Below are 14905 nucleotides of genomic sequence, written 5' to 3'. Positions count from 1 at the left end.
CGGGCTCCTTGACGAGGCGGACAAAGCCCATGCGGTTCTCCACTTCCGGCCGGCCGACCCTTACCCCGTACGTCACAGCTCCGGCGCCGCTGCCGCTTCGGGCACCGCGCCGGTGCGCGGACTGCTGCGACTGGATCGCCTGGTTCAGCCGTGGACGGTGGCGAGCCAGTCGGTCAGCAGGCGGTTGACCTCGTCGGGGCGTTCCTGCTGGATCCAGTGGCCGCAGCCGTCCAGGAGGTGGGAGGCGGACAGGGCGGGGAGGGTGGTGGGGTAGGCGTCGATGGCGTCGGACATCCAGGTGGTGGAGGCGTCCAGGGCGCCGCCGACGAACAAGGCGGGCCGTGTGATCGGGGCTCCGCGGTGGGGGGCGAGGTCTTCCCAGTCGCGGTCCACGTTGCGGTAGCGGTTGAGGGCGCCGGTCAGGCCGGTGCGCTCGAACTCCCCGGCGTAGACGTCGAGGTCGTCCTCGCTCAACCAGGCCGGGAGCGGGCCGGCGGGGAAACGGTCACGCAGCCGGCCGCCGCGGGCGACGAAGTGCGGGTCGGGCTCGCCCTCGGCCGGCATGGTGTCGGCGGACAGGGCCGCGTAGAAGCCCGCGAGCCAGCCCCGGACGTCGGGCTCGATCTCCGCCTCGGCGCGGCCGGGCTCCTGGAAGTAGGAGACGTAGAACTCCTGCTCGGGGCCGCCGATCTGGCCGAAGACGTCGGTGGGGCGGGGGCCGCCGGGCGGCGCGTACGGGACGCTCAGCAGGCCGACGGCGCGGAAGACCTCGGGGTGGAGCAGGGCGGAGGCGGCGGCGATGTTGGAGCCCCAGTCGTGGCCGACGACCACCGCGCTTTCCTCGCCGAGGGAGCGCACGACGGCGACGTTGTCCTCCACCAGGTCGAGCATCCGGTAGGCGTCGGTCGCGGCGGGCTTGGAGGAGCGGCCGTAGCCGCGTACGTCGATCGCCACTGCCCGGTACCCGGCCGCGGCGAGGGCCGGGAGCTGGTGGCGCCAGGAGTACCAGGACTCGGGGAAGCCGTGCACGAGCAGGATCAGCGGGCCGGTGCCCTGCTCGACCAGGTGCAGGCGCCCGGCAGGGGCCTCGACGGTGCGGTGGCGGGGTGCGGCGGCCGGCTCGGACTGCACGGGCTTCTCCTCGGTTCGCGGCGGAGGCGACGACCCATCGATCATGCGGCGCGGCACACGCCCGACGCGATCAGCCTTGCCGTCCTGGCAAACTCGCAGGGCAGAGTGGCGGAGCGGCACGGCAAGAAGGGGAGGGAAAGGTGGCGGTCGACGACGTGGACGGCACACTGGCCGCGATGGGGCCCCGGTCGCGGGCCGCGCGCGAGCACCACGGCGCGACGCTCGCCGGTGTCAGCTGCGCGACCGGCATCTCGACCAGCACGCTGTCCCGGATCGGGACCGGCCGGCGCAAGCCCACCCTGGAGGTGCTGCTGCAGCTGTCGAAAGAGTACGGCGTCTCCCTGGACGAACTGGCCGGCACGGCGCCCGCCCCCGCGGCCGAGCCGCGTGCTACGGCGCCGCTGAGCTTCGGCGACGACAAGGCGGTGCTGCCGTTGACCCGGTACGTCGGCGGCCTGCACGCCCACAAGCACGTCCTGCCCGCCCTCGGGGCCCCGCCCATGCGGCCCCGTCAGGTCTCCCACGACGGCTACGAGTGGCTGTGCGTCCTGTACGGGCGGCTGTGGCTCGCGCTCGGCGACCAAGACCTCATCCTGGCCTCCGGGGACGTCGCCGAGTTCGACACCCGCACCCCGCACGGGGTGGCGAACACCGGCCCCGGTGGTCCGGTCGAGTACCTGGTCATGTTCGGACCGCAGGGCGAGCGCCTACGGCCGCGCACCCCTCCAGCCGCTGCTCGCGGGACCGGTGGCAGAAAGGCTGCGGGGTGAGCAGCTGCGACAGGCTGCGTGCCTCGTCGGTGACAACCACGCTGCTTCGTTCGGTCCCATTCGCCATGTCATCCGGCTCTGCCGGTGACAGCTGCTGAGCTTCGGCTCACTGAGACTGATTCCCGACCGTCGTTGTCAAGCAGTCGGAGTGTGGTGCGGGAGGGCGGGGCCGCGGTCAGGGACGTGCGCCGTGGGATCCTCTGTGCCGATGCCGAGAGCGGCTCGGGCCGCCGCCAGGCGCTCCCTGGATTCGGCTATCCACCCCTCGCCCATGGCGAGCGGCGCGGAGACGACGATCTGGGTGCTGGTCCCGTCGTGGACTTCGACCACGCAGGGGCCTTCGGCGAGGAATCGGAGGTAGGCGGTGCGGCCTGATGGGGGCCAGTCAGCGGTGAACGGCTCATCGAGGTCGGCCTCCTGTTCGGCTTCCTCGATGGCGTCCGGAAGCCGACCCCGGTCTGAGAGGTCCTCGGAGTCGAACCCGAGGTGGACAGTTCCGTCGACGAAACCGCTCGTGACGACAGCCTCCGCGCCGTAGTACCGAACGCCCGGGCTCTCGAAAGTGGGCTCAGTCGAACGCAGACAAACGCTGACGCTCCGCCCCGGGTCGGCCAGCCGGATCAGTTCCATCGCGTAGGGCTGTGTGTTCGCGTCCATGGGCGCGAACCCACGGCAGTCGCTCGGGAGCGACCTCGACGGGCGTCGTTTCCGCGTCCCGCTGGCAGGCACGTGACTGTCATGCATTGGCTGGCCCGGTTGAGGCGGCGGTACCGTCCGTCGGCGCGGGTCGCGGATGAGTGCCCACAGGACGTCGAGGCGGCGACGAGCGAGCGCGGGGATCGCCTGTTCGTGGCTCTTGCCCTCAGCCCTCTCGCGGTCGCAGAAGGTCTTTGAGGTGGAGCAGAAGCGGGCGGCGATCCGGGCGGAGAGGTGGAACACGCGCAGAAGTCGGCGATGGGGGCGGTGCGGCCGACGCATGTTGCCGCTGATCCGGCCTGAATCCCTCGGGACCGGCGCGAGACCGGCGACCCCTGCGAGCCGGCCCGCGCTCCCGGAGGCGTCCATGTCCCCTCCGGTGCAGGCGATGAACTCCGCCCCCGGCAACGGGCCCGTTCCGGGCATGCTGACGACCACTTCCGCATCGCTGTTCACGGAAGCGGGACGCGATCTGCGGGTCGATGCCGGTGATCTCCTCGTCGGAGCGCTCCAGCAGCCGGGCCCGCAGTCGGCTGACGGCCCGAGTGCGGTCGGCTGCCAGATCGTGGCGGCGAGCAGTCAGGATCTTCAGGTCCACCGCGATCTCGGCTGCGGCATCGCTTGGCGTCCGGCAGCCTTCCGGAGCTGTGTGACCGGGGTCCTTCCCCGGATCCGCGCGGTACCGCCGACGGTGCCCGTACATGTCACACTTCTGGTCGTCTGACAGCGGCCAGCTCGATTTCCCCACGCGAGGCCGTCCTTGGTGCCGCTCTCCGTAAGCGATCCCGCTGAGCTCACGCGGTCTGGTCTAGTCGACGTCGACGTCGCCCATGACTTCGAGGAGGCGGGAGAGGACTCGGAGGCAGGCGTCGATCTCGGTTCCGGTGAGGTCACCGCTGGCCCGACGCAGCACTGCGCGTTCTCGGTCGATGACGGCGGTGACGGCGGTCTGGCCCTGTTCGGTCAGTCGGATGAGGGATGACCTCTTGTGGGCTGGGTTGGGAACGGACTGGACCAGACCTCGTGCGGCTGCGTCGTTGACCATGCGCTGGAGGAACTGGCGGCTGAGCGCCTGCGCCCGACCCATCTGAGGGACGGTCATGGGCCCATGCTTGTGAAGCAAGGTGAGCACGGCCCGCACCCCCACGGACAGCCCTTCGGCGGACAAGTCCTGCTCCACCTTGCGCTGGGTACGTCGGTACAACGGCCCCACCAGGTCGAACACCTCGGTGAGCCGGTCCGTCAACTCTTCGGACACCAGACCGGAATCTGTTTTGTTCATGCCGCCATGATGACACCTAGGTTGTCATTCTCGTCCAATGATGACACCTTGGTTGTCATGAGTGATCTGTTCTGGCTCGACACCGGCATCGGCCAACCCCTCGTCCTGCTGCACGGCGGCTTCCTGGACCACCGCATGTGGGACGACCAAGTACCCGCCCTCGCCGAGCGGCACCGCGTCATCGCGCCCGACGCCCGCGGCCACGGCCGGTCGGCCAACGCCACCGAACCGTTCCGGCACACCGACGACCTCGCCGCGCTGCTGAGGCGCTTAGACATCGGCCCCGCGGTCCTGGTAGGCGTCTCCATGGGAGGAAGCATCGCGGTCGACACCGCACTGGAACATCCGGAACTGGTCAGTGCCGTGGTCGTCAGCGGCGCCGGGACCAGTGAGCCGAACTTCACCGACCCCTGGACCGTCCGAACCTGGACCACCTGGCAAACAGCGATGGCCGCCGGCGATGTGGACGCCGCTGTCGAGGCGTTCATGCTCTTCGCCGCGGGCCCGCACCGCACCCTCGACGATCTCGCTCCCCAGGTCGTCGGCCGCCTGCGCGAGATGACCCGCAGCACCCTGTCCAAGCACACCACCGACGAGCCCGACCTGCGCGTCCCTGTCCGCGACACCTGGAACCGTGTCACCAAGATCGACGTGCCGGTGCTGGCCATCAACGGCACCCTCGACTCACCCGACCACATCGGCATGGCCGAACACCTCACCCGTACCGTCCCCGGTGGCGCCGCGATCTCGATCGATGGGACCGCCCACTATCCCAACATGGAACGCCCGGAAGCCTTCACCAAGGCCCTCGAGGACTTCCTGCGCACCTTGTGACCACACGGCCGACTCCTCGGCCCGCGATCACCAACTCACCAACGGCGGCCGGCCAGCTCTCCACTGACCGGCCGCCGGCGGGGACTCCCGACCGGCCACCGTCAGTCGCATCTGAGCCCGTCTCGCCGGCAGGTGCGGTCCCCAAGGTTCAAAGACGGGTTCTGAAGGGCCCGGGGGAGAGGGGAAGGTCCCGCGCGCCCGGCAGCGGGACCCCTACTCCTCACCAGCGGGGTGCTGCTGCCCGGCCATACGCGGCGCGCTGCAAACCGGCGACCGGCCCGGCCGGTGCCACCGCGCCGGGCGAGGAACTCAGGCCTGCGCCGGCACCTTCTCGGTGTTCTCGGTCTCCTCGGCACCGGCCGTCCCGGTGGCCGGGGACGCCTGTGCGGCCGTGTCGTCCGCGGCGGGCGCGGACCCGGCCACGGTGTACAGCACGGCGTTCTTCCGCTTCGTCCGCTCGATGCGGCCCTTGGCGACCAGCCGCTCCAGGGTGTTGCGCACGGTGTTGATGTCACGGGCCCGCTCGGGATGCTCCCGTTCCAGGTCGCCGGCGGCCTCGCCCGCGGTGCGCGGCTGCCCGGCGTGCCGGCCCAGGACGGCCAGCAGCAGCTCACCCAGGGCCGGTTCACCGGCCCCGGCCGTCGTCTTCTTCGCCGCGGGGGCCTGCTTCGCGGCCGTCTTCCTGACCGTGGTCTTCTTGGCAGCCGTCTTCTTGGCCGTGGTCTTCTTCGCGCGTGTCCTGGCCGGCTCGTCCTGCCGCTGCTTCGGTACCGCCGCGGAGGCCCCGACCCCGGCCGCTTCGGACGGCTCGGTCGCTTCGGTCGCTTCGGAGGGTTTGGACGTGCTGTTCCGCGGCTGCGCCGGCTCGTCCTCGAGCACCTGGGTGCCGACGCCGCCCTCGGCCGGGGCGGACACCGTCTCCAGCGCCTTCACCAGCCAGGCCTCGTCCGCACCGAGCTGCTCAAGACGCCTGCGCAGACGGGCCTGTTCCTCCCGGATGTCCGCGAGGTGCTTGGCGAACTGCTCCGCGTACTGCTCCTGCAGGCTCTGGGTGGTGGGCTCTTCCGGATCGGTGGCCACGCGGCACGCTCCTCCACATGAGGGGGTTGTTGCTGCCGGATGCTACCCACACAAACGGGACCGTCACCGCCGTCCTGGGCGGACACCACCCCTGAGCACAGCCGTACACCACCTGCCGCACCTTCAGGCACCGGCTCCCCGGAAGGGACACCGGCCACGAAAATCACCCCGGCCGTCTCCCGCCCCCGGCCCGCCGGGATCCGACGCGCACGTCAGTCGTCGGTGCTCAGCCCGCTGGCGCGGGCAATGCCGTCCAGCTCCTCGTCGACGGCCTGCCGCTCGCCGGCCCAGCGGTGAAAACTCTCGCGGATCCCCCGGAGCCGCGCCGGGTCCTTGGCAGCGGAGGCCTCCACGATGGCGAAGCCCGGCCTGCCGTCGGGGCCGGGCATCTCCACCACCTGGTGGTCCATGCGGCCGGTCAGGAGAATCGCCAGGACCGTCGCGTACTCCCGCCGCATCTCAGGTGTGAAGGCCGACCGCTCCCCGACCGGGCCGGCCTGATGTCCCTCGGCTATCAGATGCGCTGTCTCCCGCACGGCCCGGGCCAGGACGTCGTACTGCCCGGGGTCCATGCGCGCCCTGAGGATTTCCATGTAGAGGGAGACGTTGTCGATCCCACCGTGCTCCGGGTCGGAGTCGTTCGCGTCGTCCATTCCGACAGCCTCGCCCGGTACAGGGCGGGTGTCCAGACCGAACAAGAGCCGTCTGCCACGCGCATCAGATCCGCAGCCCCGCGGATTACCGCCAAACCGCGCAGGCCTGGAACCCTTCCCCACCGTGAGGGCCGCGCTCTCCATTGCCCGCGCGGCCATCCGCGGCGACGGCGACACGGCCAGAACCAGTGTCCGGCTCGCCCAAACCCGCACCAAGCGCCGCACCGGCCGGCTCTCCGGCGAACGCCCACCCCTGGTCGCGGCTCCGCTCGACGGGAAGGCCGGACGACCGAGGACGCCGTGCCGGCACGGCACCCGTTCGACGGACCGCCCGTGGGCCTGCCGCTCCACCGGACGGGACGAGGCTTTGCACCGGCTGCTGCCGGCCGGGCGGTGGAGAACGAGGCCACCGTGGACCGCCGGAAGGGGCCTCACGCGAGGAGCACGACGGCAGGGCCGACCGCTGGTCGCCGGCTTTGATTTTTTTCAGCTGGGACGGCCCCTCATGGCCCCGGGCCAGGGAGCGTTCCTCCCGGCCCGTCCCCGCACCCCTGTCCCACCGGGCCCAGTCCCCACTTCTGCGACCAGTTGGGCACCAGGCAGTGAACCCTCTCCCACTCGGGGAGGGAGCCGATCAGTAAATACGTAGCGTGTCGTTGTCGGCGTCGGGATACTGCCGCGGTGACCCGTGCTGCACCGCCTCAACCGCTTCGACCTCGCGCCTTGACGCCCGGAGACCTCGTCGTCATCGCGTCGCTGTCTGGGCCGCTCGACGTCGGACACGCGCCCGGACTTGAGCAGGCGGTGGCCGTGCTCGAGCGGATGGGATTCCGCGTGCGTCTCGCGCCGCTCCTCGAAACAGGGCGGCACCACTGGTGGAGCGCGGCTCAGCCGGCGGACATCGCCGAGGAGCTCAACGCTCTTCTGCGTGATCCCGAGGTGCGCGCGATCATCGCGCATGACGGTGGCCACACGGTGCTCGGTTACCTCGACCTGATCGACGTCGAGGCGATCACAGCCGACCCCAAGCCGATCCTCGGCTACAGCGACCTCTCGCTGCTGCATCTGGTGCTCTACGCGCGCACGGGCCTGGTCGGATTCCACGCCGATCTGGCCACCTCCGGACTCGGCGGGCACTGGCAGGCCGCGCCCGCGGCGCGCCAAGCGGAGCTCGAGGAGCTCTACTCGACGCTGCTGACCGGCCCTGAGGCGATCGGTGCGCTGCCGACCACCTCGTCGTGGGAGTGCTGGCGTGCCGGTCGCACCGAAGGCCGGCTGATCGGCGGGCTGACCAATCGCATCGTGCTGGCGCAGGCGACCCGTCACGCCCTACCGCTCGAACGGTTCGACGGCGCAGTGCTTTTCTGGGAGGAGATGGGCGGCCACGCATCGCATGTGTGGAGCTACCTACAGGTACTGCGGCACAGCGGCATCCTCGACCGAATCTCCGGCATGGTCGTGGGAGTTCCGCACGAGATCGACGGACTCGGAGGGTCTGACGCGTCCCCGACCCTGCCCGAGATCGTCCTCGACGTCCTCGGTGACCGTGACATCCCGGTCCTGGGCAACGTCGAGTTCGGACATGCCGGTCCGAATCTGCCGATGCCGGTCGGCATCCGCGTCGCCCTCGATGCGCAGCAGCGGACGTTGTCGCTTCTCGAACCGGCGGTACGGCCCGCTCATGGCGACGGACCGGTCGGTTGAGCAACGCGGATCAGTCAGCCCTGTCCAATCTGGCCGAATACCTCGTCCATACAGGTGGGAGCGGGTTGTGGGGTGCTGGCCGTGGCCGGTCGAGTCGCCGCTGTCGCGTGAGGGCGGTGGGCGCGGCGTGGTGACCGGTCGTGCTGCTGAGACTGGCGTACCCGGGTGTGACGAACGCGTTCGCGATGCTGCTACCGCTACCGACGGGCGGCCGTGAGAAAGACATCGAGATCTTGACCCTGCGCCGGAAGCCGGCATCGAACCGGCGCCCGAGCGGGCCGCGAGCACCTGGGCGGGCTTCCTACGCTCCCAGGCTGATGCGCTCCTGGCGTGCGGCTTCTCCGAGGCCGTCACCCTGTCCGGGGTCCGTTTGTACGTGTTCGCCGCGCTCGAGCACGCGAACCGCCGGATCCTGGGCGCGACCGCGCATCCGACCGCGTCCTGGTGGTCCGGGCGGCGAAGAACTTGTGCCGATCCCGCGGCCCCGCACCCGGACCGTCCCGGCCGCACCGATCACCAGGTCGAGGTGGGTGGATACCGGAGCGAACTGGATGATGCGACCGCCGCGTTGACGGCCCGTATCGATGTGGTGAGGACCGGTGCGGTGCTGCCGCCGAGCCGCCGGCGGCCGCCGCCCCCTGTCCCCGGATGGCTCTCCTCGCCCACCCGGCTCGAGGGTCGGGCGCGGCACAGATGTGTCAGGCGTCCGTTCGGCCGCCGTCGCGTCCGGCGTGACAGTTGTCGCACACCCCGGTCAGTTCGATTGTGTGGTCCACGTCGTGGAATCCGGTGACGCGCGCCACCTCGACCGCCCACCGCTCGACTTCCTCGGAGTCCACGGCGAGGCTGAGGCCACAGCGCCGGCACAGAAGGTAGTGCCGGTGGCCGTCGGCGGGCCGGGAACGGTAGAGGCGTTCACCGTCGCTGTCGCGCACCATGTCCACCTGGCCCGACGCCTCCAGCAGGTGGAGCGTGCGGTAGACGGTGGTCAGGCCGACCACGACACCGTCCGCCGTGAGCGCCGCGTGCAGGGTCTGGGCGGAGGCGAAGCCGTCGCAGGCGGTCAACGCCTGCAGAACCGCGGCCCGTTGCGGGGTGGGTCGCCACTCGCCGAGGGTCGTTCCGTGCATGTGTGTGCCTCCGTAGCGGTGGGGACGGCCGAATGCGCTCGACCGCCCCGGGCCCGGTTACACGGCCGCTGTCAGGGACGAGGTTCCATGTTCGTCTTCGTGCGCGCAGACTTCTCCGGTTTCCCAGCCGGGGAAGGGGTCGGTCGTGGGTGTCGGTTCTCCCACGGCCACGAGGCAGCCGACCAGAGCGGCGCGAAGACGATCGGCCTGCAGGCCGATACCGATGAAGACCAGTTCCTGGGCGTGTGGTGCGTCGGCCTCGCGGATCCCGGAGGGTTCGAAACGGGCGACGGAACCGGCCTGGGACCACAAGCCGGTCACGCCGTTTCGGCCGGCGAGGGTGAAGAAGCCCTTGGACCGCAGGACCCGGCCGTACGCGCCGCCGTCCATGTCCCGGGTGACGAAGTCCCAGAGCCGTGCCGGATGGAAGGGCGCCGCCGACCGGAAGACGAGGGAGGAGATGCCGTACTCCTCGGTCTCCGGGACGTGGTCGCCGTTGAGTTCCCGGACCCAGCCCGGTGCCTGCTGGGCGCGTTCCAGGTCGAAGCGTCCGGTTGCCAGGATGTCGCGGGCGTCGATGCGGCCGTGCACCGAGTCGATCAACCGGGCCCTCGGGTTCAACCGCGCGAGCACCCCGCGCAACCGGTCGGCGTCCACGTCGTCGACCATATCCAGCTTGTTGAGCACCAGCACGTCGGCGAACTCCACTTGGTCGACCAGCAGGTCGCTCACCGTGCGCTCGTCGTCCTCGTAGGGAGCCAGTCCCCGCTCGGTGAGGTCGTCCCCGGTGTCCAGTTCGGTGAGGAAGTTGGCGGCGTCCACGACGGTGACCATGGTGTCCAGCCGGGCCACGTCCCCCAGCACGGCGCCGTCGTCGCGGGCGAAGGCGAAGGTGGCGGCGACCGGCATCGGCTCGGAGATGCCGCTGGACTCGATGAGCAGGTAGTCGAAGCGGCCGTCCCGGGCGAGCCGGTCGACCTCCTCCAGCAGGTCGTCCCGCAGGGTGCAGCAGATGCAGCCGTTGGTCATCTCCACCAGCCGCTCCTCGGTGCGGGAGAGCGCCGCCTCGCCTCCGCGCACGAGGGCGGCGTCGATGTTGACCTCGCTCATGTCGTTGACGATCACCGCGACGCGCAGGCCCTCGCGGTTGGTGAGGACGTGGTTGAGGAGCGTGGTCTTGCCGGCGCCGAGGAAGCCCGACAGTACGGTGACGGGGAGGCGCTGCGAGGGCATGGGCGTCAGTCCTCCGGGCGCAGCAGGCCGCGCCGGTAGGCGGGGACGAGGTGTTGGGGCACCCGGTGGGTCACGCCGTCCACCGTGACCGGCACCAGGTTCGGCGTGCTCGCCTTCCACTGGGCGCGTCGGTGGCGGGTGTTGCTGCGGGACATCTTGCGCTTGGGAACGGCCATGGTGGTTCCTCTCGGTCAGGGCGGGAGATGGCCTCGGTCGGCTCGGAGATCGTCAACCACGACATCGCGCCGGGGAGGCACCAACAGTATACGACAACGATTTTCATATCCGACAATTGTCGTCGGGTGGTGTGCCGCAGCAGGAGGCGGGCAGGCGGGCAGGCGGTCGTGCGGGACGGTGGGCCGGGCGCGCGGTGCACGCCACTTGCGTCGAGGGGCGGCGGTACGGCTCCGGTGGTGCAGGGGCGACGGCATCCCCCCCGGGGGGGGCGCCCGAACGTCTTGTGCGCCGCGTCGGCGTCGTCGGCTCCTGGGGGCTGGGGTGCGGGGACACCGTCGTCCGTAGGGCCTCATAGGGGTTGCCAGACCCGGGCGAGTGCCGGGGGAGTGAGGAGTTGCTCGGGGTGCCCCTGGCCTACCAGGCGGCCCTCGCGCAGCAGGAGGCAGGCGTCGGCCGAGCGGGCGGCGGCCAGGTCGTGTGTGGCGTGGACGACGGTGACGCCGTCGTCGGCCAGGTCCGTCAGCAGTGTCGCCATGCGTTCCCTGGCCTCGGGGTCGAGTCCGGTGGTCGGCTCGTCCAGCAGGAGCAGGTCCGACTCCTGCGCGAGTCCTTGGGCGATCAGGGCGCGCTGCCTCTGTCCGCCGGACAGTTCACCGAGCTGCCGTGCGGCCAGGTCGGCGATGCCGAGGCGGTCCAGGGCCGAGTCCACCGCCACCCGGTCCCGACGGGTGAGCCGGCGCCACGGACCGCGTTCGCCCCAGCGTCCCATCTCCACGGTCTGGCGGACCGTCAGCGGCAGCGTGTCGCCGACGGCGCCGCGCTGGGGAACGAACGCCGGTGGCCGACCACCGAAGTGACGGAGTGTGCCGGCCGTGGGCTGGATCACACCAGCCAGTACGCCGAGCAGGGTGGACTTTCCGCTGCCGTTGGGACCGACGAGTGCGGTGGTGGCCAATGCGCTTATTTCACCGTTGAGTTGATGAAGCACGGGGTGGCCGGCGTAGCCCGCGGACAGCTCCGTGAAGCGGATGCGGAGAGTCGCGTCCTCGGCGGTGACGGGCAGGGGGCCGTGGCGAGTGAACATGATTTTCATTGTAGTGTGCTCCGCATGGAGTGGTTGACAGGCCCTTTCGAGGTGACCTTCGTGCAACGGGCGCTGTGGGGCGGCGTCCTGGTGTCGGCGATCTGCGCCCTGGCGGGAACCTGGGTGGTGCTCAGAGGGATGGCCTTCCTCGGCGACGCCATGTCCCACGGGCTGCTGCCCGGAGTCGCACTCGCCTCGCTGCTGGGAGGGAACCTGCTGGTAGGGGCGTTGCTCAGCGCGGCCGTCATGACGGCCGGCGTCACCGCCCTCGGCCGCAGACCGCGGCTGTCGGAGGACACCGGGATCGGGCTGCTCTTCGTGGGAATGCTGTCGCTCGGCGTCATCGTCGTGTCGCGATCGCAGTCCTTCGCGGTGGACCTGACCGGCTTCCTCTTCGGCGACGTCCTCGCCGTCCGTGAGCAGGACCTGGTGCTGCTGGGCGGGGCGCTGCTGCTGGCACTGGCCGTGTCGGTCCTCGGCCACCGGGCCTTCCTGGCCCTGGCCTTCGACCCGCGCAAGGCCCGGACGCTCGGCCTGCGGCCCCGCCTGGCCCACGCCGTGCTGCTCGGCCTGTTGGCGCTGGCCATCGTCGCCTCGTTCCACATCGTGGGGACGCTGCTGGTCCTGGGCCTGCTCATCGCTCCGCCGGCGGCCGCGCTGCCGTGGGCGCGGAGCGTGCGGGGCGTGATGGTGCTCGCGGCGCTGATCGGTGTGACCGCCACGTTCGGCGGCCTGCTGCTGTCCTGGCACCTGAGCACCGCCGCCGGTGCGACCGTCTCGGCCCTCGCGGTGGCCCTGTTCTTCCTGTCCCACCTGGCATCCGGCATCCGCCACCGTCGCCGCGTCCACTCGACCGGCATCCGTCCGGCGACAACCGACTGAGAAAGACCTGAGGCGATGTCCTTGTTCGTTCGAAGAAACGTCACTTCATGGGGGCCTGCCGCGCTCGCGGCCCTCGCGCTCCTCACCACGAGCTGTGCGGGACAGGACGGCGAGGCGTCCGCATCGAGGCAGAGCCCGTCCGCCTCCGCCACCCCGCACGGTTACGTCGAGGGAGCGCGGGAAGCGGCCGAGCAGCAGTCCCGGCTGCTGCTCAACGATCCGGACACCGGCGACACCCGGGTGCTGGACCTGATCACCGGGAAGGCGCACGAGGTGTCCCGGACCACCGGTGCCTCGGGGCTCACCACGGACGGCCGGTTCGGTTACCTCCACACCGCAAACGGCACCCGTGTCCTGGACGGCGGTGCCTGGACGGTGGACCACGGCGACCACGTGCACTACTACCGCGCCGCGATACGCGACGCCGGCCGCATACCCGCCGGCACCGGCGCGCGGATCCGCAGCGACGCCGCCGTGACCGCCGTGACCGGCGGGGACGGCCGGGCCGCCCTCTACCGGCGGAACGAGCTGGAGAAGGGCGAGGTGGGCAACCCCCGCACGCTGCCCGGAACCCACGCGAGCGCCGTCGTGCCGTACGCGGAACACCTCCTCGCCCTCACGGCCGACGGAGGCGGAGCCGTGAAGGTCGTGGTGCGCGACCGGAAGGGCAGGCGGGTCGCCGCGCCGGAGGCGGAGTGCGAGAGCCCGCGCGGCGACGCCGTCACCCGGCGCGGAGTCGTCTTCGGCTGCGCGGACGGAGCCCTGCTGATCAGTGAGGACGACGGCGGCTTCGCGGCCGAGAAGATCTCGTACGGCGCCGACGTCCCCGCGCGGGAACGCGCCGCGTCCTTCCACCACCGGGCGGGGAGCGACACGCTCACGGCGCGGGCCGGAAGGGGTGCCGTGTGGGTGCTGGACGTCACCGAACGCACCTGGACGCGGGTGAGGACCGGACCCGTCGTCGCCGTCAACACCGCGGGCGAGGGCTCACCGCTGCTCGTCCTCCAGGACGACGGAGCCCTGCACGGCTACGACATCACCACGGGCAAGCGGGTGTCCAGGACCGAGCGGCTCCTGACCGACGTCCCCGAGGCCCGTACCGACGGCACCGCAGGCCCCGCCATCGAGGTCGACCGCAGCCGCGCCTACCTCAACGACCCCGCAGGCAACCGCGTGTACGAGATCGACTACAACGACAACCTGCGCGTCGCCCGCACCTTCGGCCTCGACATGGAGCCGACGCTGATGGCGGAGACCGGACGATGACGACACCGAAGCGAACCGCTCTGCGGTTGCGCCGCCTGCTGCCGTCCCTGCTCGCCCTCGCCTGCGCCGCCACGGCCACCGCCTGCACGAGCACCGAGGACCAGCCCAGGGTCGTGGTGACGACCAACATCCTCGGCGACATCACCCGGGAGATCGTCGGCGACGAGGCCGACGTCACGGTGTTGATGAAACCGAACGCCGACCCGCACTCCTTCGGCCTGTCGGCCGTGCAGGCCGCCGAACTGGAGCGGGCCGACCTCGTGGTCTTCAACGGACTGGGCCTGGAGGAGAACGTGCTGCGGCACGTCGACGCCGCCCGCGAGTCCGGCGTGGCCACCTTCGAGGCCGGCCGCGCGGTGGACCCCCTCACCTTCCGGGCGCACGACGACGGCGGCCCCGAGGAGGAGGGCGGGCAACCCGACCCGCACTTCTGGACCGACCCCGACCGCGTCCGCAAGGCCGCCGGCCTGATCGCCGACCAGGTGATCGAGAACGTGGACGGCGTGAACGAAGAGACGATCCGCGCCAACACCGACCGCTACGACGGACAGCTCGCCGATCTCACCGCCTGGATGGAGAAGTCCTTCGCCCGCATCCCCGAGGAGAAGCGGGCACTGGTGACGAACCACCACGTCTTCGGCTACCTCGCCGACCGCTTCGGCTTCCGTGTGATCGGCGCGGTCGTCCCCAGCGGCACCACCCTGGCCTCACCCAGCTCCTCCGACCTGCGCTCGCTCACCCAGGCCATGCGCGAAGCGGGGGTGCGCACCGTCTTCGCCGATTCCTCCCAGCCCAAGCGGCTGGCCGAGGTCCTGCGCACGGAACTCGGCGGCCGGGTACGGGTCGTCGAGCTGTACTCCGAGTCATTGACCGAGAAGGGCAAGGGCGCCGGCACCTACCTGCAGATGATGCGCGCCAACACCACCGCTATGACCGACGGCCTGACCACCGGCTGAACCCGCGTCACCGCGCCGACACCGGCA

General features: G+C 70.9%; 16 protein-coding genes and 2 pseudogenes. 8 read left to right on the top strand and 10 right to left on the bottom strand.

All coding sequences use genetic code 11. The annotated features are described in order from the left end of the window. Positions 1-144: 144 nt before the first annotated feature. Positions 145-1131 (bottom strand): alpha/beta fold hydrolase, encoded by a 987-nt coding sequence (locus FHS37_RS32155; protein WP_184827731.1) that lies wholly within the window; start codon positions 1129-1131, stop codon positions 145-147. A gap of 140 nt (positions 1132-1271) precedes the next feature. On the opposite strand from FHS37_RS32155, the gene FHS37_RS32150 reads away from it, so the two are divergent. Then, positions 1272-1901, top strand: coding sequence for a helix-turn-helix domain-containing protein (locus FHS37_RS32150; RefSeq protein ID WP_184827729.1), 630 nt, complete (start codon positions 1272-1274; stop codon positions 1899-1901). 135 nt (positions 1902-2036) lie between these two features. Here the strand turns inward: FHS37_RS32150 and FHS37_RS41190 are convergent, their stop codons facing one another. Both FHS37_RS41190 and FHS37_RS41185 read right to left on the bottom strand, forming a co-directional pair. After that, positions 2037-2840 carry a DUF5959 family protein gene (locus FHS37_RS41190; RefSeq protein ID WP_375372333.1) on the bottom strand — a complete coding sequence of 268 codons (804 nt, stop codon included), beginning with the start codon at positions 2838-2840 and terminating at the stop codon, positions 2037-2039. Between the two features lie 3 nt (positions 2841-2843). Continuing rightward, positions 2844-3023, bottom strand: a pseudogene (locus FHS37_RS41185) (transposase); the annotation flags it as partial. Here FHS37_RS41185 and FHS37_RS41180 point away from each other — a divergent pair. Beyond that, entirely contained in the window at positions 3022-3321 is a 300-nt protein-coding gene (locus FHS37_RS41180) for a hypothetical protein (protein WP_184827725.1), read from the top strand. The pseudogene FHS37_RS41185 and the gene FHS37_RS41180 sit on opposite strands and share 2 nt — an antisense overlap. Positions 3322-3405: 84 nt before the next feature. Here the strand turns inward: FHS37_RS41180 and FHS37_RS32135 are convergent, their stop codons facing one another. Then, positions 3406-3879, bottom strand: a complete 474-nt coding sequence (locus FHS37_RS32135) for a MarR family winged helix-turn-helix transcriptional regulator (RefSeq protein ID WP_184827723.1) — start codon at positions 3877-3879, stop codon at positions 3406-3408. A gap of 57 nt (positions 3880-3936) precedes the next feature. On the opposite strand from FHS37_RS32135, the gene FHS37_RS32130 reads away from it, so the two are divergent. Beyond that, entirely contained in the window at positions 3937-4713 is a 777-nt protein-coding gene (locus FHS37_RS32130) for an alpha/beta fold hydrolase (protein WP_184827721.1), read from the top strand. A gap of 309 nt (positions 4714-5022) precedes the next feature. On the opposite strand, the gene FHS37_RS32125 is transcribed toward FHS37_RS32130, so the two are convergent. Together FHS37_RS32125 and FHS37_RS32120 are read right to left on the bottom strand one after the other, a co-directional pair. Further along, complete coding sequence (locus FHS37_RS32125; RefSeq protein WP_184827719.1) at positions 5023-5793, bottom strand: hypothetical protein; 771 nt, start codon at positions 5791-5793, stop codon at positions 5023-5025. 212 nt (positions 5794-6005) lie between these two features. Further along, complete coding sequence (locus tag FHS37_RS32120) at positions 6006-6446, bottom strand: hypothetical protein (protein WP_184827717.1); 441 nt, start codon at positions 6444-6446, stop codon at positions 6006-6008. 723 nt (positions 6447-7169) lie between these two features. On the opposite strand from FHS37_RS32120, the gene FHS37_RS32115 reads away from it, so the two are divergent. Then, entirely contained in the window at positions 7170-8150 is a 981-nt protein-coding gene (locus FHS37_RS32115) for a S66 peptidase family protein (RefSeq protein ID WP_221500592.1), read from the top strand. A 247-nt stretch (positions 8151-8397) separates the two neighbouring features. After that, positions 8398-8618, top strand: a pseudogene (locus tag FHS37_RS40105) (integrase core domain-containing protein); the annotation flags it as partial. A gap of 230 nt (positions 8619-8848) precedes the next feature. Here FHS37_RS40105 and FHS37_RS32110 read toward each other — a convergent pair. The 4 genes from FHS37_RS32110 to aztA form a co-directional block, all read right to left on the bottom strand. Beyond that, on the bottom strand, positions 8849-9280 hold the full coding sequence (locus tag FHS37_RS32110; protein WP_184827713.1) for a Fur family transcriptional regulator: 432 nt from the start codon (positions 9278-9280) through the stop codon (positions 8849-8851). A 57-nt stretch (positions 9281-9337) separates the two neighbouring features. After that, complete coding sequence (locus FHS37_RS32105; RefSeq protein WP_184827711.1) at positions 9338-10513, bottom strand: GTP-binding protein; 1176 nt, start codon at positions 10511-10513, stop codon at positions 9338-9340. Positions 10514-10518: 5 nt separating this feature from the next. Next, positions 10519-10689: a 50S ribosomal protein L32 gene (gene rpmF / locus FHS37_RS32100; RefSeq protein ID WP_030871982.1), complete on the bottom strand. Its 171-nt coding sequence runs from the start codon at positions 10687-10689 to the stop codon at positions 10519-10521. A 350-nt stretch (positions 10690-11039) separates the two neighbouring features. Beyond that, positions 11040-11783, bottom strand: a complete 744-nt coding sequence (gene aztA, locus FHS37_RS32095) for a zinc ABC transporter ATP-binding protein AztA (RefSeq protein ID WP_184827709.1) — start codon at positions 11781-11783, stop codon at positions 11040-11042. 15 nt (positions 11784-11798) lie between these two features. Between aztA and aztB the strand changes: the two genes are divergently transcribed. Genes aztB through aztC form a run of 3 tightly spaced genes read left to right on the top strand, consistent with a single transcriptional unit; the run spans position 11799 to position 14878 of the window. Continuing rightward, positions 11799-12656, top strand: coding sequence for a zinc ABC transporter permease AztB (aztB, locus tag FHS37_RS32090; RefSeq protein ID WP_184827707.1), 858 nt, complete (start codon positions 11799-11801; stop codon positions 12654-12656). Between the two features lie 15 nt (positions 12657-12671). Beyond that, a complete protein-coding gene (locus FHS37_RS32085; RefSeq protein ID WP_184827704.1) occupies positions 12672-13922 on the top strand; it encodes a hypothetical protein in 1251 nt (416 codons plus the stop codon). Beyond that, on the top strand, positions 13919-14878 hold the full coding sequence (gene aztC / locus FHS37_RS32080; protein WP_184827702.1) for a zinc ABC transporter substrate-binding protein AztC: 960 nt from the start codon (positions 13919-13921) through the stop codon (positions 14876-14878). The genes FHS37_RS32085 and aztC overlap by 4 nt, the downstream gene beginning before the upstream one ends. Positions 14879-14905: the final 27 nt, after the last annotated feature.

The sequence above is a fragment of the Streptomyces griseomycini genome (genome assembly GCF_014203535.1).
Lineage (GTDB): Bacteria > Actinomycetota > Actinomycetes > Streptomycetales > Streptomycetaceae > Streptomyces > Streptomyces griseomycini.
The sequence above is the reverse complement of the archived record's forward strand: the minus strand, read 5'-3'. Positions and strand labels throughout refer to the sequence as shown.